This is a genomic window from Rhodococcus sp. USK13 (assembly GCF_018343855.1).
In the GTDB taxonomy this organism is placed as follows: domain Bacteria; phylum Actinomycetota; class Actinomycetes; order Mycobacteriales; family Mycobacteriaceae; genus Rhodococcus_F; species Rhodococcus_F oxybenzonivorans.
Genome location: NZ_CP069242.1, coordinates 1819794 through 1837124 on the forward strand (window position 1 = coordinate 1819794; position 17331 = coordinate 1837124).

Here is a 17331-nt window from a genome sequence, read left to right on the forward strand (position 1 = left end):
TATTCAGCTCTCGGCGTCGTCCTTCAGTTCTTCGATCGCGGTGGCGGATTCGGTGACGATCGCCCGCATGGCCGCCTCCGCGGCAGCCGCATCGCCCCTCTGAACGGACGAAGCGACGACGCCGTGGAGCGCAATGGCCTCGTCTTCGGCGACGTGCGGCATGAGCGAATGCCGGGTCCTGCCCTCGAGAACCTCCACCACGATCTGCGACATCGCCCTCAGTAAGGGATTGCCCGAGGCGGCCAGCAACGTCCGGTGAAAGTCGGAGTCGTGGCCGAGATAGGCGTCGGTGTCCGCAGCCCGGGCGGTGGACGCCATGCCGATTACTGCCGCTGTCAGCGCGCCACACTGTTCCGGTGTGGCGCGCTCTGCTGCGAGACGGGCCGCGAGAGGCTCGATACCCGACCGCAACTCGCTCAGGCTGGACAGCTGCTCGAAGCGCTGTGGCCCTGCCAGCTTCCATCGAATGACGCTGGGGTCGAGGGAGTTCCAGTGGTCCTCGCCGAGGACGGTGATGCCTACTCTGCGCCGCACCGCGAGAAGTCCCAAAGATTCGAGGACGCGCACCACTTCCCGGACCACGGTGCGAGAGACGGAGTACTGCGTCACCACGTCGTCGGCCGAGATGCGGGTGCCAGGCGCGACGACACCCGCCACGATGTCGCTTCCCAACCGGTCGAGCACCGTCTCGTGCAATTGCCGGTACTCGACGGCGTCTGAGTTGGTCATTCGCCGATGCTCCCATGGTCGCCCGCCCTGAACACACATTGACGCCCAACTTCGCTTCTAAGTACTACGTAATCACTAGACATCTTGTAATCGTAGGATTTATGAGGCAAAGTGACGGGCATCACGAACATGGGCCGAGTCCACCACCGATAACCCGGGAGCAACAGATGGGTACCGCTTCACTACTCGCCGCCGCGGACAGCGCCGGTCATGACGCGCGCTTGATCACGGCCGCCGTCGTCGGCGTCGCCGCCATCATCGCGATGATCACCTGGCTCAAGCTGCATCCCTTTCTCGCGTTGGCGATCGGTGCCGTCGGTGTCGGTATCGCCGCCGGGCTCGGAGCCACGGACTCGGTGGCCGCCTTCGTGGAGGGCTTCGGCGCGACGATGGGAAGCGTCGGCATCCTCATCGGGTTCGGCGCAATGTTCGGAAAATTGCTTGCCGACTCCGGTGGCGCAGATCGGGTGGTCGACACGCTCGTCGGACGTTCCGGACCACGCACACTGCCCTGGATGATGGCTCTGGTCGGCGCGGTCATCGGATTGCCGATGTTCTTCGAGATCGGCCTCGTGCTGCTGATGCCGGTGATCATCTTGGTAGCTCGACGGTCGGGCCTGTCGTTGATGCGCATCGCCATCCCCACCCTCGCCGGTTTGTCGGCCATGCACGGCCTCGTCCCACCGCACCCCGGACCACTCGTCGCGGTGTCGGCCCTCAACGCCAATCTGGGGCTCACCCTCGCGCTCGGTGTTGTCGTGGCGATTCCGACCGTGATCGTGGCCGGCCCGCTTTTCAGCAAGCTGGCGGCGCGCTGGGTGGACGTGCCGGTACCCGAGCTGTATGTCACCACCGAGGACCTCGAGGGTGCCGAGGCAGCCGCCGAGCGTCAACGCCCCGGTTTCGCGGCGACCCTCGCCGCCATCCTGCTGCCCGTCGTCCTGATGCTGGGTAAGGCCATCGCCGACGTCATCGCCCCCGATTCGGAGGCCGCCGCCAAGAACCTGCTCGACTTCCTCGGAACCCCGGTCGTCGCCCTCGGTCTGGCCGTGCTCGCCGGGATGGCGCTGCTCGGCCGCGGTGGCGGTATGGACCGCAAGGCCATTGCGTCGTCGCTCGAGAGTTCGCTGCCCCCGATCGCGGGAATCCTCCTCATCGTCGGAGCGGGCGGCGGATTCAAGCAGGTTCTCATCGACACGGGTATCGCCGATGTGATCGCCGAGGCCATCAAGGGCAGCGCCCTTCCGGTGCTGTTCCTCGCCTGGCTGGTCGCGGTATTGATCCGTGTCGCCACGGGCTCGGCCACCGTCGCGACCGTCACCGCATCCGGGATTCTCGCCCCGGTCGCTGCCGAACTGACGTCCACTCACGTGTCGTTGATGGTTCTCGCCATCGGCTCCGGATCACTCTTCCTTTCCCACGTCAACGACGCCGGCTTCTGGCTCGTCAAGGAGTATCTGGGAGTCACCGTGGTTCAGAACCTGAAGACATGGACGGTGATGGAGTGCATCATTTCCGTGACCGGCCTGGCCGGTGTCCTCGCGCTGAGCGCATTCATCTGAGGGACAGACCAATGACGCGTAACGACAAGACAATTCCGGTACTGGTACTGATGGGTGTGTCCGGGTCGGGGAAGTCCACGGTGGCCGGAATTATCGCCGGCGCCATGGGATGGGACCTGCAGGAGGGTGACGCCCTGCATCCGCAGGCGAATGTCGCGAAGATGGCGTCCGGGCAGCCGTTGACCGACGAAGACCGGTGGCCGTGGCTCGACCTGATCGCGGCCTGGATCAAGGACCACACCGACAAGGGTCTCCCGGGAATCATCACGTGCTCGGCCCTCAAGCGCAGCTATCGTGACGTGCTGCGCGGCGATCAGGTCGTGTTCGTCCATCTCGCCGGATCGAGAGAACAGATCGGGCAGCGACTGACCACCCGGCTCGACCATTTCATGCCGGCTTCGCTTCTCGACACGCAGATTTCGACGCTCGAGCCGATCGAACCGGACGAGAACGCCATCGTCGTGGACGTGGGTGGTTCGCCCACCGAGGTGGCCGCCGACATCATTGCGCAGCTCGAGCGCCGTTTGGAGAGCTGAACAGCCGAACGGACTCGACCGACTTTGCGGCCCGGGCACTGTCGCGATCGAGGGCAGCGCTCGGCCTGAGCCGAACGCCGCCTCCAATCCGCTACGCCGGGTTGATTACTCGGCGAAGCAACGGTGAGACAGTGACCAGGAGGCCGGCCAGCGCGACCCCGGTGACAAGTACCAGACCCGAATGGAACTGGTGGAAGCCGGTACCGCTGATGCTGGTCGCGGCATGTGAGCCGGCGGTGACCAGCGCAGTCGTGAGTGCCAGAACGAGTGCGGCACCCACCTGTGCAGAGGTCTGCACCAGTCCCGACGCCAGGCCCTGCTCGGAGTCGTCGACGCCCGACGTGGCCTGGGCCATGATCGACGTGAATCCGAAGGCGAATCCCACCCCCAGCAGAATCACACTGGGCAGGATGGCGAAAACGTAGTTCGGATCGTCACTACCGGCGAAGAGGAACCACAGGTAGCCCAGGCTCAGGGACGTCAGCGCGGCGATGATCATGCGTGCCGTGCCGAACGCATCGATGAGCCGTCCGACGAACGGCGATCCGAAGGCGACGATCACGCCGGCGGGGAGCAGGCCCAGGGCCATTTCCAGGGGCGACCAGCCCAGTACCGACTGCAAGAAGATCGTCATCATGAACTGGAAGCTCAAGTAGGAGCCGAACAGCGCGACGATGCTGAGGTTGGCCCGAACGATCGTTCCCACCCGCAGGATGCTCAGCCGCACCAGTGGATGTGCCACCCGCTGCTCCACCACGAAGAACGATGCGAGAAGTGCTGCGGCCAGCGCGAAGGACCCCAGAGTGAGCGGTTCCGACCATCCGCGCGCCGGCGCCGATACGACGGTGTACACGGTGAGCAACATCCCGGACACCAGTGTCGCTGCTCCGACCACGTCGTGCCCGCCCGTGTCGGCTGCTCGGTCGCGTGGAATCAGGATGGTGCCGGCCACCAGTGCGAGAACTGCGAACGGCACGGGCATGAGAAAGGTCCAACGCCAGCCGGCGCTGGTCAGGAGGCCACCCAGGATCAGCCCGGACGAGTAGCCGCTTGCTCCGAACACCGAGAAGATCGACAACGCCCGGTTGCGCGCCGGGCCCTCCTTGAACGTCGTCGTGAGGATCGACATCGCGGTAGGCGCGGTGAACGCCGCGGCGAGTCCCTTGACGAAGCGGCTGGCGATGAGCAGCGTGCCGTTGTCGACGAGACCGCCGACCAGGGACGCGATTGCGAACACGGTGAGGGCGATCAGGAACACCCGACGCCGCCCGAGCAGGTCGGCGGTGCGGCCACCGAGTAACAGCAGTCCGCCGAATCCCAGGACGTAGCCGTTGATGATCCATTGCAGCGAGGTGGTCGACAGTCCTAATTCGGTGCCGATGGAGGGCAGCGCGACGCCCACCATCGACACGTCCAGACCGTCGAGAAACATTACGAGGCACAGCACGGCGAGGATGCCCCAGAGGCGGGGAGTCCAGGTCTGCTCGGTCGGCGGGGTGGTCTCGAGGATAGTCACAGAAGGGAATGTAGATGCACATGCAATCAATGCGCAAGCACTAATTTCTCCTGCATTTAATTCCTTTGCATCTAATTCGATCCCGCGCTAGGATGCGGACATGGGATCGAATGCAGACCTGCGCGACACGTGGAGGCTGCTTGCAAGCAGGTACAACGACATAGCCTGCGAGTTGGACCGTGAGATGCAACACGCTCACAGCTTGAGCATGAGTGATTTCGAGACGCTCGACCGCCTCATGGACGCCACATGTGACCGGCCGCGCATGCAGGACCTGGCCGCAGAGATGTACCTCAGCGCCAGCGCGTTGTCCCGCAGCGTGGCCAGACTCGAGAAAGCCGGCCTCGTCGCCCGTTCCTTGTGTGAAGCAGATCGGAGGGGCGTGTTCGTGGACGTCACCGAACACGGGCGTCAGGTGCACGCCGACGCCAAGAAGATTCAGTTGGCCGTTCTCAACGAAAAGCTCTCGGACGCAACCTGACCGTCAGGTGAGTGACGTCGGAGTGCGGTAGTCGTCGGAGGGGAATTCGCCGTCCACCACGGCGGTGACAACCGTGTTCTCGAGAGTGATGGCCCCGCCGTGATTGTCGAGAAACGCCGTGTCGGCGGCGTCGCGACCCGTCGCGATCCGCATCAGGGACTCGCGTGGGGCAAGTTGCGTTGGGTCGACCACCCGCCATTGCTCGTCGACGAACGCCTCGACCACGGCATGAAAATCCATCGGATCACACCCCGGTGCGTACACCGCCACGAGGCGGGCAGGAATGGTGACGGCGCGCAGAAGCGCCACGGTGAGGTGTGCGAAGTCACGGCATACCCCAGCGCCGGAAAGCATGGTGTCTACCGCGCTGTCGGTGGATCTGCTCGATCCACCTTGGTACAGCAACCGTGACCCCACCCAGTTCGTGATGTCCTGCACGAGTTCGGCCCTCGGCTTGGATAGATCGAACTCGCCACCGGTGAATCCGAAGAACTTGTCCGCCTCGGCATATCGACTGGGCCGCAGGTACTTCGAGATGTCGTAGTCGGTGACCGGCGGCGGGTCACCCTTGCCCGCAACGGAAGCCGAGTACTCGACGTGCAGTGATCCCGGCGCTACCTCGAGCAGGTGCACGCGAGTACCGTGCTCTGCCAAGATCTCCCGTGCATCGATACGGTCGCCGTCGAGGGTGAACGTCAGCGACTCCGACAATTCGGAGGCCGGATTCCGCGCCACCGCAATCTTGAACTCGAGACTGGTGGCGTCGGTGACCTCGATGTCGAGAGTGGCGGAGACGTGACGTTTCATCCGCCCATCCTGACATCCTCCGAACGGGTGTGCAGTGCACCCCTGCCGCGGACGCGCGCGATCAGCTCTGAACGCGGGGACGCAACCAGTTCACGAGGTCGTCGAGAACCTCTTCGTTCTCAGGTTCGTTGTACACCTCGTGGTAGAGGTTTTCGTAGATCTCGACCGTCAGATCCGGGGAACCGGCGTACTCGGCAATCAGTTCGGTACCACGGACGCTGGCGAGTCCGTCCTCCTTGCCGTGCTGGAGCAGGAGCGGGATGGTCAACGATGGCAGCCGCTCGGGCAGCTTCTCGGCGGTGACGATCATGCCGCGGGCGATGCCGGCTGGAACCTTCCCGTGATGCACCAGCGGATCATCCTCGTAGGCCGACACCACAGCCGGATTGCGGGAAATGAGTTTCGCGTCGAGTGACTCCACCGGCAGCCCGGGAAGGAACCGGCCCACGAGCTTGCCGATCTCGACGACCACCCGCGGCGTCCCGCTGGTGATGTCGACGGCGGGCCCCGACAGCATCAAGGCCTTCAAGTCCTGCTGATGATCGAGCGCGTAGGACAGGGCGATGGCACCTCCCATGCTGTGGCCCAGGAGGAAACGATCGGTGCCGGGCCAGTCGGTGGACGCAATACCGAACAACTGGTGCAGGTCGTCGGTGAACTCGGTCCAATCTCGCAGATGAACTCGCTTGCCACCCGATCGACCGTGGCCACGATGGTCGGGAGTGTAGATCGCGAGGTCGAGTTCGCCGAGCCGCTCGATCACGTGGTCGTAGCGCCGGGCATGCTCGCCGAATCCGTGGCACAGGACCAGCACGCCGCGAGGGCGACGGTCCGGGAGCCACACGTCGTAGGCGATGCGGACTCCACCGACACCGGCGAAGGATGATTCTCGATGGTGCATGACGCCCCTTCGTTGTCCCAGTTCGACGACTCAGATCATCGCACGGTAAGGGGGCTCGGCAAGGCGTGAATCACGGGACGCGCGGGATCATTTCTCGAAGGGTTTCCCTTTCGGTCCCTTCGACAAGAGGTCGATGACACTGGTCGAGGTGCGCCGTCGCAGCCAACCGCGCGGACCGTCCGCGCTCAGCGCGGCGTGGGCGGCATTCAGCCCGCAGACGCCGTGGACGCCACCGCCCGGGTGAGCCGAGGAACTGCCCAGGTAGAGACCGCTGATCGGCGTCTCTGCGCGGGCATTGCCCGGTCCTGGCCGAAACACCAGCTGCTGGTGGAGCTGCGCAGTCCCGCCGTTCACGGCGCCCCCGACGAGGTTGGCATTGGACGCCTCCAAATCGGAGGGTCGCTGCACGACGCGCCCGACGACGATGTCCTTGAACCCGGGCGCGTGCGCCTCGAGCACGTCGTCCACCCGCTGTGCCAGCAGTTCGGCGGACGCGTCGTCGCTGACGCCGCGCGGAAGATGCGTGTATGCCCACGCACTTTCGGTGCCTTCTGGTGATCTCGTCGGATCCGAGGTGGTCATCTGACCGAACAGCAGGAACGGAATCTCGGGAACGATTCCGGTGGTCAGATCGGCCATCCAATGCACGAGTCCGTCGTCGCCGGCCCCGAGATGGACGGTGCCCGCCCCGGCAAGGCTGGCGGAACGCCAAGGAATCTTTTGTGAGAGAGCATAATTCACCTTGACGACCGGTGTGTCCCATTCGAAGTGCCGGAGATCGTCGCGCAGCCGAGACGAGACGGCGGCGTCCGGGAGCAGTGATCCGTAGAGGGCCGGTGCCGAGACATCGGCGACCACAGCCCGGCGTGCGAGGAAGTGTGCACCCGACGCCGTTCGCACGCCGACGGCGCGCCCGGCGCGCACGTCGATGGCGGTGACGGCGTCGTTGTAGTGATACTGCGCCCCGGCGCGTTCTCCTCGCCGCACCATGGCGGCTGCCAGCTCACCCGCCCCACCCATCGGCACGGGATAGCCGTGGTCCTGGGCGAGCATCGTCAGGATGTAGCCCATGACGCCGCTGCCGGCCGAGTCGGGCGGAACGTCGGCGTGCATCGCGTTGCCGAGCAGCAGCACGCGGGCAGCCTCGCTGCGGAACAGCTCGTGAGCCATCCGCCGGGCAGGAAGGAGGAGGAACCGAGCCAGCCGCAGAGTGTCCGCAGTGCCCAGCTGCCGCAGCAGACGACCCGGGCCGCGCACGGGCGGGAACGGGCTGAACAAGGTGTTGATCAACGGGTCCTTGATGTCGTGCCATTGCTCGACCAGCTGCATCCACGCGTCACCGTCACCGGGCTGCCTGCGTTCGAGATCCGCGGCGGTGTCCGCGGGATCCGGATGAATGACGGGCGCATCCTCGTCGTCCGCCGACCGGGCGTGTCCGAGGGCTTTGGGCGCGTAACTCCACCGCAGCCCGTGCGCCTCGAGGTCGAGCCCGCGGATCGCAGGGGAGACCGCGGACAGCGGATAGAAGGCGCTGAACAGGTCGGAACAGTATCCGGGCACGAGCTCCGCGGATCGCACGGCGCCACCAGCTGTGGGCTGTGCCTCGACAACTGCGACATCCCACCCTGCGTCCGCCAGAGTCGCGGCAGCGACGAGGCCGTTGGGGCCGGATCCGATGACCACTGCGTCGACGTTGTTCACTCTCTCAGCCTGACAGAAAAACCGGTAGGCCGCAGCCTGCCCGTCGAATAGCTATGGCTGGGCGGTGTTTTCGCGGTGCCCCGTCACGAAGGAGCTGCCGGCGTGAACTGGACGGGCAGGTGTTTCAGGCCGTTGATGAAGTTGGATCGCAGTCGCTGGGCGGGCTCGGTCTGCTCCATGTCGGGCATACGACGCAGAATTTCCGCGAGCATCACCTTCATCTCGGCCCGTGCGAGATTGGCGCCCAGACAGAAATGGTGACCGCCGCCGCCGAACGCAACGTGGTGGTTGGGGGAGCGGTCGATGTCGAACGCATAGGGGTCATCGAATACCGCTTCGTCGCGATTGCCGGACATGTGCCAGATCACCACTCGATCACCCTCGGCGATCTCCACACCACCGAGCACGGTGTCGGTGGTCGCGGTGCGCCGGAACTGCATGACCGGGGTGGCCCAGCGCAGACCCTCCTCGATGAGGGAGTCGAGCTTGGCTGGGTCGTCGAGCACCTTCCGGCGCTGGTCGGGGTGTTCCATCAGGGCCAACTGCGTGTGCGAGATGGCGTTGCGGGTCGTCTCGTTGCCGGCGACCGCGAGCAGCATGAAGAACATGTTGAAATCGAGTTCGCTGAGTTTCTCACCGTGGACGTCGGCCTTGATCAACGCGGTCGCGATGTCGTCGCGCGGATGCTGCTGACGGTCCTCGAACATCGACTGGCTGTACGCGAACATCTGAGCGGCGGCGTCGCGCTCCTGACCTGCCTCCCCATGGAACTCCGGGTCGCTCGAACCGATCATCTGGTTGGTCAGGTCGAAGATGAGCTTACGATCCTCCTGCGGTACACCCAGGAAGTCGGCAATCGCCTGCAACGGAAGTTCTGACGCCACATCGACGACGAAGTCGCATTCGCCCCGTTCGATCACCGCATCGACGATCGTGGTGGCTCGGCGCGCGAGGATGTCGTGGAGTTCACCGATCCGCCGCGGTGTGAAGCCCTTGCTGACGATTTTGCGCAATGCCGTGTGGTCGGGCGGATCCATGTTCAGCATCATCAACTGCTGGCCGGCCAGATCCGCTGGGTCGAGGTCGTCGATGTAGGTGGCGCCTCGCCAGGACGAGTAGGTGGTGGCATCCCGGTTCACTGCCACGATGTCTGCGTGGCGGGTGACGCACCAGAACGGTTGACCGCTGTGGTCGTAATGCCGATAGATCGGTGCATCTCGTCGAAGCGCGGCGAACATCTCGTGCGGCACGCCGTTCACATACGTGTCCGGGTCGTAAAGATCCACGTCTTCGAGCTGCACGCCGCCTCCTGAGCCTCCCCGTCGAGAATAGTTTCTAGTTCGGGAGGATGGGGCGGCATGAGCGTACGCATGCAAAAACGGCCCCGGAGATCGAAATCTCCGGGGCCGTTCTCTGTGGTAGCGGGGACAGGATTTGAACCTGCGACCTCTGGGTTATGAGCCCAGCGAGCTACCGAGCTGCTCCACCCCGCGTTGCATTTCCTACTGTACACGCTCTCCGGACCGCTCTTGACCACCCTCGGGGAGGGGTGGATCACAGCAGCCGGAACTGCACCATTTCGATGGCGTTCTCGATGGCCTCGGACACCACCCTGGTCCGTTCGTCGGCGCCGGCAGCGGCGAGAATTTCGAGGCGATCGGCGTCGCCCATCGGGATGTAGGTGGCCAGCTCGTAGAGCCGCGCACCCAGGTCACCTCGGAAACCGCTGACCACGGGAACCTCGGGTGGGACGTTGTCGGTGGCGATCGCCAGCCGCCGCAACAGGCCGTACAGGAACTCGAGTCGCTCGACGAGGGCCGGAAATTCGTAGTCGGCGGTCTGTGTGCCGGTGTTCTCGTCTGGCCACAGATCGACCTCGGCGATCGGATAAGGATTGTCGGGCAGCCACTTCGACACCTTGATGCGATCTTCGGTCCGGCAGAACAGCTCGTAACGCCCGTCGCCGACAACGGCATGGGATTCGATGCGGGCGATGGTCCCGACATCATGGCGCACGTCACCACCACCCACCTCGTGGCCGCGGGCGATCAGAACGACACCGAAGCGGGGGCCGTCAGGTGAAGCGAGGCAGTCGCGAACCAACTCCTGGTACCGCGGTTCGAAGACGTGCAACGGCAGCTGCTGGCCGGGCAGTATCGCCGATCCCAGCGGGAACATGGGGAGCAGTGGCATCAGGGGATTCGCAATCGGGGGACGGGCGTCGCCGGCAGCGGGTCGACGCGATCGATCTCATCGGTGAGGTGTTCGGACCACGTCAGCAGTCCGGAGATGTCGAGGCCGTGCGGTGCCTCGACCTCGTAATGCCGGATACGGTCGTGACCTTGGCGCAGAAGTGAGCGGGCGCCGGTCTTGTTGCCGCGCATCAGATGCGTCAATCCGACGGCGAGCTGGGCCAGTCCTTGCCACAGTTCCCGCTCATCCTCGGGCGCGATTTTCCACGTGCCTTCCAGAACTTCATGGGCGTGGAAGGGCATACCGTGGTCCAGGAGGCGTTGCGCTTCGGTGATCGACTCGTCGGGTGGTAACCGCAAGTCATCCGGGATTCGGGGCACACCCTCGGCGTCGTGCGGCAGCGGGCGGCCGAGTTCGTCGCGGGGGCGCGCATTGACGGGTTTGCCTGTTCCGTCCCTGTCCCGATCGGCCATGCGACCAGAGTAACGCTCAGCGCCGTCTCGGCGAAGGTGCGGCCAGCGCACTGCCCAGACGTTTCCCAAGCTCTTCGCGGACGGTCTCAACGGTCGCCGATCGCAGATGGACGCCGTGATGCTGGTGGTAGAGGTATCGTCCGTCGGTTTCCACATCGATCCACGTCAGTTCACCGAGCACCGGCTCGTCGAGCTCCCGACGTGGTCCCCGGATGCAGATGTATCCGATTCCCGTCCGTGGTCGAGTGACCAGTCGCCTCAGTAATGCGCCGTCCGAAGCCTGAGCATTTTGGAGTACCGAGGAACGGTGGCCACCGGTGCCGAGGTCGTCGGGGTGTGCCGTCAGCGAGGGGGTTCGTCCGGCTGTGCAGTCGGGAAGATCGAGCAGCAACCGGGTAGTGAGCCAGTCGAGGTTTGCGCTGTCCGTGGAGGTGTTCAAGTCGAGTTGTATGTCTCCGCGCCCGGGGGCACCACGCAATTGTTCGGCGACGACCGCAACCGGGCCGCGGATGCTGCCCCTCCGCCGTACCCCAGAGTCGGCTTCGGTGGAGGGGGCGACGACGGTAACCGACATGTCGGGGTTCCGTAGGGAAGCTATCGCGGCGTCGAGTTCCGGCTCGCGGAGGGCGAGCCGCCACTCTTCCAGTTCGCGCTGTTGGCGGGCGTACCCGTCCGCGGTCGCAGCCGCCGAACGATACAACAACGGGTACGGCATTCTGTCGAGATTCGTTGCCTCCCAGAGAGACATGAACTGCGCCGAGGACAGCTGCCAGTTCATGCGCCGATGACCGGTGGGGCTACGGGGTCGAGTTTGCCGATCAATTCGTTGCCGTTGTCGACGTTGATCAGGTAGCTGGGGGTTTGGTGTTCGGTGTCACCATCACCGTTGCCGCCTACCCGTCCGGGGGCACCCATCATGCCTGGACCCATGCCCATTCCGGGTCGGCTCATGCTCGGCTTCACCGGTGTCGCCGTAGCTGCGGCGGCCGCAGCACCAGCTCCTGCCGCTGCACCACCAGGGGGTATCGGGCTTCCCGATACCACGGAGCTTCCCTGTGATTCGTTGTCCCGCTTGTCATTGCGCTTGCGGGTGCTCGATCCGCCAGCGCCACTGCCACCACTACCCGGTCCGGAGCTGCCCGACCGCGAACCTCCGCCGTAGCCGCCGACACCGCCGGAATTTGCGGAACCACCCACACCCGAACCGGCCGCCCCGGCGTTCTGGCTGTTCGCGGCGGTAGTCGGGGCCGCAGTACCTGCTGATCCGGATCCAGTACCTCCGCCCTGTCCGGCACCCTCGGCACTGGCGGCAGACGTAGCCGCCGGGTCATTGGCGTTATGTTGTCCGTCCGTCGCGGCATCACCGATCGCGGGGGAGTCGCCGGTGCCGGACGTGAACCCTCCGTCGCCATTCAGCACAGATCGGTCAGTCGCACCCGGAGAACCCGCGCCGTCCACGCCGAGGATTCGCGCACCGTCAGCAGCTGCGCCTGATGGGGCGTAAGGCTCGGGCAATCGCGGGACGTTGGTTCCAACATCGCGATAGTTCGGAACGTAGATTGCTTCCAGCTTCCGGACAGCCTCGAGGCGCGCAGCTTCGCGCGCCGTCTCCGAGTTTTCCGCCGCAAGCGGACTGAGTGGGAGCTGGCTGAGTATGCCAACAGAATTATCAGGCTGTGGCACAGCGGCTTTGACATCTGCCGCCGTACTGCTCAAGATGTCCAGTTTGACCGCGATTGCGGCAAGGCTGGAGGTGAGCTGACCGCTGGTCTGTGCCAGTTTTTCCGTGGCGAGCAACGCGGCGTCGGCGGCTGCGCCCTCCCACTTCTCGCTGATTGTGTTGCGGAGAATTGCGAAACCGAAGGCGAGGGGTAGCGAGTTGGAGATGCCGTGACAGGCCTGTGCGAGCTCGCCAATGGCGTCGGGGACCATGGATTGAACCTGCGAGTACATCTCCTCATGGCTCATACCGTGGAAACTCTCCATGGTTCGGATGTATGGATCATCGATCGCTGCATCGCCGGTAAGCGTAGTTGCGGAGGTCTGCAAGGTCGATCGGCGGTCCTGCCCTGCTCCGTTCGGACTCAGCGAAGTGAGCAACTCCGATACGACGTCCTTCGGTGCCACGAGTCATCCCTCCTTCGGGATGTAGCGTTCGAAAATGCGGGCGGTGTCCTCCAGGCCGGCGCACCACTCAGACTCGGGTGCGGGCATTCCCGTGCCTTTGAAGAGGGTGCGGGTAATTCCCATGAACCCGTCCGCGGTTTCGATGCTTAGGTCACAAGCGTCGGCAATTCCGGGATCGAATTTTAGAAGAGCACGACGACCGTTGATCTCTATGGGCGTGGCGAGATTCTTAGTCTTTGCTTGCTCCTCGGCGAAAGTGATGTTCCCAGAAAGTACGTTCATTCCGTAGAGCCGTTGGGGCGTTTTATAGCTGCAACCGAGGAATGTGTACTCGTCCGGAGTGAAGTCAGCGTTCCTTTCGCTTCGTGGGTCGTAACCAGCCTCGATCAGCGCGGAGTCAGGTATGTCGAGGCATGGATCAAACGTCACCTGTGGCCGATCCGATTTGTCAATATGACGGGGAGCTCTGGTGGTTGTCGATGCCGAGGCCGCGTCCGCAGTTGAGTCTTCCTGACCCGCAGGAGTTCCGCATCCAGTCAGAGCGATAACCGTCGAGATCGTGCCGATCCAGCGAATTGGACGGTTCATGAATCAGTACTCTCCTGGAGTGTGGCCAGTGCTATTCCAATCGTGCTGTCGGCATCCCCGAATGCCTGACCGCCAGCGGCGAATGTTTCGCGCATCAGTTCGATCGCGTAACGGAAATCGTTCAGTCGTTGCCGAACGGATTCGCTATTTCCAGTGAATTTTTGCTGGTAACCGGACTGCAGTTCCTGTGCGGACTCAAATCCTCCGAAGCCACTTACCGCTCGTAGCCCGTCAACGCGCACGATCGCATCATCAATCTGCTCCAACATCGTGTCGCAGACCCCCACGCACTTTTCGATCGCGTCATCATCCAGACGCAGTGTGTTGCTCATTCCCCATCCCCCTGCTCGACTGGACCCCCACGGTCGCGTGCGGTGATGCTACCGCACGCGTGTGTTGGGGTCGGATTGCAAATCTTGCTGATGTTCAGGCCGCGTGAAGGTAGTGGATGATGAGGCGCTCGATCGGGGAGGTGACCTCGGTTCCGCGGATTCGTAGCGGCCTGGGCAGCGGGGGTGCCGTTGACCGGTATCGGTGTCCGGTGGGCGTGCGCAGTTCGATTTCGTGTGCCTTGCCGGGCGGCTGGTGCGCACTGGCGTTCCACCCGACCCCCTGCTTGGCGTAGTTGCACGCAGCACACAGCCCGGCACCGTTGTGTGCGGTGGTGGGGCCTCCGGTATGCCGGGACTGGATGTGGTCGTGGTGTCGTATCGGCGCGTCACACCATGGCGTTCGACAAGTTTTGTCGCGGAGATCGATCAGCCTGGCCAGTCCCGTCGGGAAGCACCGTGCCTGCGACTCCGTGGCGGTCAACGCCCCCGACTGCGGGTTGGCGTACACCCGTCGCAACAACGCTCCCGACTCGGACTCGGCGCTGGCGGCGTCCGAAACCCATTGCCTGGCAAGCGCTGCGGGAACAGGACCGTACCCTTGCACGTGAGCGGGTTCGCATCCGCCGCCGAGAAGGGCTTGGTCGGAGATCACCAGGTTCACTGTGATGACGGGCCGTTCGGCAGCGGTGGTGCTGCCGGTGACGCGGGAGACCAGGAGGTCGGCCATGATCTGCGACCTGGTTCGCGCATCGCCTGCGGCCAGGATCGCGTCGGCATCGCGGGCGAGGGTGGCATGTACGGCTACTCCCTGCGCCACTGGCAGGAGTGCGCTGACGTAGGCCATGGTGTCGGGTGCCGGTCGTGAGGTGACGCGCCGATCGGAGACGGCCTTCCGTGCCCGACGAACTACCGCCTCCGCATCGATCCGCGCGGCGGCAGCCCGGACCTTGGCGCACACGGCTTGGTCGCCGAGTCCGTCGAGTGTCGAGGAATCGGCACAGAGCAGGAAGTCGAGGGCAGTGCGATCTTCTCGCGTGAGACAGGCGGTTTCGCGGACGAGGATGGTGGCCCGCCACTCGCTGAGGATTCCTTGCTCGAGCAGCCTGAGCGTGCGAGGCATCTCGTGGACCAGCGCGGTGGCCATTCCGAGATGGCGCCCACCGCGAAAGGGGGAGTCGCGCCGTGCCAACGCCACTTGGTTGGCGATGCCCCGCCCTTGCTGATTCCTGGGCACTCCCTGATCGGCGCGGGACGCGCGGATGGAGGCATCGAGGTCGGCCGTCACACGGGCCTGTGCCCCCGCGCATGCGGCCTTCAGTTCTTCCAACGTGCGGAGTAGGTCGATTCGCGCAGCATCACCGATATCGCTGCCCAGTTCCGGCAACTCGGCCAGAAATGTAGACACTGCTGCTGAATCCACCGAAAGCCCCCACCGTCGAATCCCCCGAATCGAACCTATGTTCGATAGTACTCGCAGGGCGAGGCAAGAGCAAGGGTCAGTTGGCTGCCACCATGCGCATGGCAAGGTCTGCGTAGAGGTCGGCTACGACGTGGGGTTCGGTATAGGCGCCGGCCGGAAACCATCGGCAGATATCGACGCACAGGGACATGAGTGCCAGAGTGACGCCTTCGCCGTCCGGAACGGTGAACTCGCCGGTGGCGGCACCGGCATCGACGACGGCCCGGACGATGCGGGTGATGTCCCGTCGAAGTTTGACGACGTCGCGATAGTGCTCGGGGGTGAGGGCGTTGAGTTCGTACTGGACGACACGGGCCTGGGCGTGATGGGTGGCCTGCCAACTGGCGAAGGCTCCGATCAGCGCCTTCAGTCGGGTCGACGGCGGCTCGTCCGGTAGATCGGCACCGGTCACGACGTCGAGGGCCGCGGTGTGCCCCTCGTAGCTGATGGCGAACAGTAATTCTTCCTTGGACCGGTAATGCGGGTACATGGCTGCCGGGCTCATGTCGAGCCGGGCCGCGATCTCGCGGGTAGTGGTCCCGCCGTACCCATTGGTGGCGAAGGCGTCGACAGCAGCAGCGCGGATGCGCGCGGCAGCCTTGGAGGGGCTGATCACCTGACTCGGTGATTCGCTCATGACTCTCTCCATCCTCGGCTCTGCGGCGGTTGACAATACCGTGTCGCAGTATCACTATAAGCAAGCGCTTAGAAAATAAGCAGACGCTTACATGCCCGAAGTGTCACACAGCGAAGAGTTCGAACCCAGAAGGATTGGTCATGCGACGCACCCTGTACGGCCCCGATCACGAGGCGTTCCGCGAGTCCGCCCGCGAGTTCGTGAACCGCAACATCTTGCCGGTGGCAGACAAGCTCATCGAGCAGCGCTTCATCGACCGCGAAATCTGGCTCGAGGCCGGCCGTAACGGCCTCCTGGGACTCGAAGTCCCCGAGGCCTACGGCGGAAGCGAAGCCGGCGACTACCGGTTCAACGCTGTTCTCGCCGAGGAGCTCTCACGGGCGAGTGCTGCTGTGTCGTCGAGCTTCGGGATTCACGCCGACGTCGTCGCGCCCTACCTTGTTCAGCTCACCACGGAGGAGCAGAAGCAGCGCTGGCTGCCGAAGTTCTGCACCGGCGAGCTGCTCACCGCAATCGGGATGACCGAGCCGTCCGGCGGTTCCGACCTGGCTGCGCTGAAGACCACCGCGGTCAAGGACGGCGACGACTGGATCATCAACGGTTCCAAGACCTTCATTACCAACGGCTACAACGCCGACCTGGTGATCGTCGCTGCACGCACGAGCCCGGAGAAGAAGTCCAAGGGAATCACCCTGTTCGCGGTCGAGACCGGGATGGCGGGCTTCGAGCGCGGCCGCAAGCTCGACAAGGTCGGCCAGCACGAGGCCGATACGGCGGAACTGTTCTTCGAGAACGTCCGGGTGCCGGCCACCAACATCATCGGCGAGATCGACCGCGGCTTCATCCACATGATGGAGATGCTTCCCCAGGAACGCGTCGGTGCCGCCATCTCGAACATTGCGCACGCAGCGCCGATCCTCGAGGAGACGATCCAGTACGCCAAGGAGCGCAAGGCGTTCGGGCAGTCCATCGGATCGCTGCAGTGGAACAAGTTCCTTCTTGCAGATCTGGTGACGCGCGTCGAGGTGACCCAGGCTTTCGTCGACAACTGTGTCGCCGCCCATGCCGCCGGTGAACTGACTGCCGTGGACGCGGCCAAGGCGAAGTGGTGGACTGCACAGGTGCAGAACGAGGTCCTCGACCACTGTGTCCAGCTCCATGGGGGATACGGCTTCATGACGGAATACCGCGCCGCCCGCGCGTGGATGGATGCGCGTGTCACCAAGATCTGGGCCGGTTCCAACGAGATCATGAAGGAACTGATCGGCCGCGACCTCGGCCTCTGAGCC

Annotated in this window: 18 protein-coding genes and 1 tRNA gene; 4 read left to right on the forward strand and 15 right to left on the reverse strand. The window is 64.3% G+C overall.

Translation table 11 applies throughout. The annotated features are described in order from the left end of the window. Window positions 1–3: 3 nt before the first annotated feature. Window positions 4–729 carry a FadR/GntR family transcriptional regulator gene (locus tag JQT59_RS11235; protein WP_213576204.1) on the reverse strand — a complete coding sequence of 242 codons (726 nt, stop codon included), beginning with the start codon at window positions 727–729 and terminating at the stop codon, window positions 4–6. A 167-nt stretch (window positions 730–896) separates the two neighbouring features. On the opposite strand from JQT59_RS11235, the gene JQT59_RS11240 reads away from it, so the two are divergent. Next, complete coding sequence (locus JQT59_RS11240) at window positions 897–2291, forward strand: GntP family permease (RefSeq protein WP_213576205.1); 1395 nt, start codon at window positions 897–899, stop codon at window positions 2289–2291. Between the two features lie 11 nt (window positions 2292–2302). Next, window positions 2303–2827 carry a gluconokinase gene (locus tag JQT59_RS11245; RefSeq protein WP_213576206.1) on the forward strand — a complete coding sequence of 175 codons (525 nt, stop codon included), beginning with the start codon at window positions 2303–2305 and terminating at the stop codon, window positions 2825–2827. A gap of 91 nt (window positions 2828–2918) precedes the next feature. Here JQT59_RS11245 and JQT59_RS11250 read toward each other — a convergent pair whose 3' ends face one another. After that, the gene (locus tag JQT59_RS11250; RefSeq protein WP_249354342.1) at window positions 2919–4343 is read right to left on the reverse strand and encodes an MFS transporter; all 1425 of its coding nucleotides are present in this window, start codon (window positions 4341–4343) and stop codon (window positions 2919–2921) included. A 208-nt stretch (window positions 4344–4551) separates the two neighbouring features. On the opposite strand from JQT59_RS11250, the gene JQT59_RS11255 reads away from it, so the two are divergent. Beyond that, window positions 4552–4824: a MarR family transcriptional regulator gene (locus JQT59_RS11255; protein WP_249354343.1), complete on the forward strand. Its 273-nt coding sequence runs from the start codon at window positions 4552–4554 to the stop codon at window positions 4822–4824. Between the two features lie 3 nt (window positions 4825–4827). On the opposite strand, the gene JQT59_RS11260 is transcribed toward JQT59_RS11255, so the two are convergent. The 13 genes from JQT59_RS11260 to JQT59_RS11320 form a co-directional block, all read right to left on the reverse strand. Continuing rightward, window positions 4828–5631, reverse strand: coding sequence for a transglutaminase-like domain-containing protein (locus JQT59_RS11260; protein WP_213576209.1), 804 nt, complete (start codon window positions 5629–5631; stop codon window positions 4828–4830). A 61-nt stretch (window positions 5632–5692) separates the two neighbouring features. Next, complete coding sequence (locus tag JQT59_RS11265) at window positions 5693–6532, reverse strand: alpha/beta hydrolase (protein ID WP_213576210.1); 840 nt, start codon at window positions 6530–6532, stop codon at window positions 5693–5695. Window positions 6533–6619: 87 nt separating this feature from the next. Continuing rightward, a complete protein-coding gene (locus JQT59_RS11270; protein WP_213576211.1) occupies window positions 6620–8233 on the reverse strand; it encodes a phytoene desaturase family protein in 1614 nt (537 codons plus the stop codon). Window positions 8234–8316: 83 nt separating this feature from the next. Beyond that, the gene (locus JQT59_RS11275; protein WP_213576212.1) at window positions 8317–9534 is read right to left on the reverse strand and encodes a cytochrome P450; all 1218 of its coding nucleotides are present in this window, start codon (window positions 9532–9534) and stop codon (window positions 8317–8319) included. A 115-nt stretch (window positions 9535–9649) separates the two neighbouring features. Then, window positions 9650–9726: transfer RNA gene (locus JQT59_RS11280), tRNA-Met, on the reverse strand. Between the two features lie 61 nt (window positions 9727–9787). Beyond that, window positions 9788–10426, reverse strand: a complete 639-nt coding sequence (locus JQT59_RS11285) for an LON peptidase substrate-binding domain-containing protein (RefSeq protein WP_213576213.1) — start codon at window positions 10424–10426, stop codon at window positions 9788–9790. Then, window positions 10426–10899, reverse strand: coding sequence for a DUF309 domain-containing protein (locus JQT59_RS11290; RefSeq protein WP_159923662.1), 474 nt, complete (start codon window positions 10897–10899; stop codon window positions 10426–10428). The genes JQT59_RS11285 and JQT59_RS11290 overlap by 1 nt, the downstream gene beginning before the upstream one ends. A 16-nt stretch (window positions 10900–10915) precedes the next feature. After that, complete coding sequence (locus tag JQT59_RS11295; protein WP_213576214.1) at window positions 10916–11677, reverse strand: ESX secretion-associated protein EspG; 762 nt, start codon at window positions 11675–11677, stop codon at window positions 10916–10918. Then, complete coding sequence (locus JQT59_RS11300; RefSeq protein WP_213576215.1) at window positions 11674–13026, reverse strand: hypothetical protein; 1353 nt, start codon at window positions 13024–13026, stop codon at window positions 11674–11676. The genes JQT59_RS11295 and JQT59_RS11300 overlap by 4 nt, the downstream gene beginning before the upstream one ends. Before the next feature lie 3 nt (window positions 13027–13029). Beyond that, window positions 13030–13614 (reverse strand): DUF3558 domain-containing protein, encoded by a 585-nt coding sequence (locus JQT59_RS11305; protein WP_213576216.1) that lies wholly within the window; start codon window positions 13612–13614, stop codon window positions 13030–13032. After that, window positions 13611–13946 carry a hypothetical protein gene (locus tag JQT59_RS11310; RefSeq protein WP_213576217.1) on the reverse strand — a complete coding sequence of 112 codons (336 nt, stop codon included), beginning with the start codon at window positions 13944–13946 and terminating at the stop codon, window positions 13611–13613. Before JQT59_RS11310 ends, JQT59_RS11305 begins: the two co-directional genes overlap by 4 nt. Before the next feature lie 94 nt (window positions 13947–14040). Next, a complete protein-coding gene (locus JQT59_RS11315) occupies window positions 14041–15366 on the reverse strand; it encodes an HNH endonuclease (protein ID WP_213576218.1) in 1326 nt (441 codons plus the stop codon). 76 nt (window positions 15367–15442) lie between these two features. Then, entirely contained in the window at window positions 15443–16042 is a 600-nt protein-coding gene (locus JQT59_RS11320) for a TetR/AcrR family transcriptional regulator (protein ID WP_213576219.1), read from the reverse strand. 140 nt (window positions 16043–16182) lie between these two features. Here JQT59_RS11320 and JQT59_RS11325 point away from each other — a divergent pair, with 140 nt between their 5' ends. Continuing rightward, on the forward strand, window positions 16183–17328 hold the full coding sequence (locus tag JQT59_RS11325) for an acyl-CoA dehydrogenase family protein (RefSeq protein ID WP_213576220.1): 1146 nt from the start codon (window positions 16183–16185) through the stop codon (window positions 17326–17328). Window positions 17329–17331: the final 3 nt, after the last annotated feature.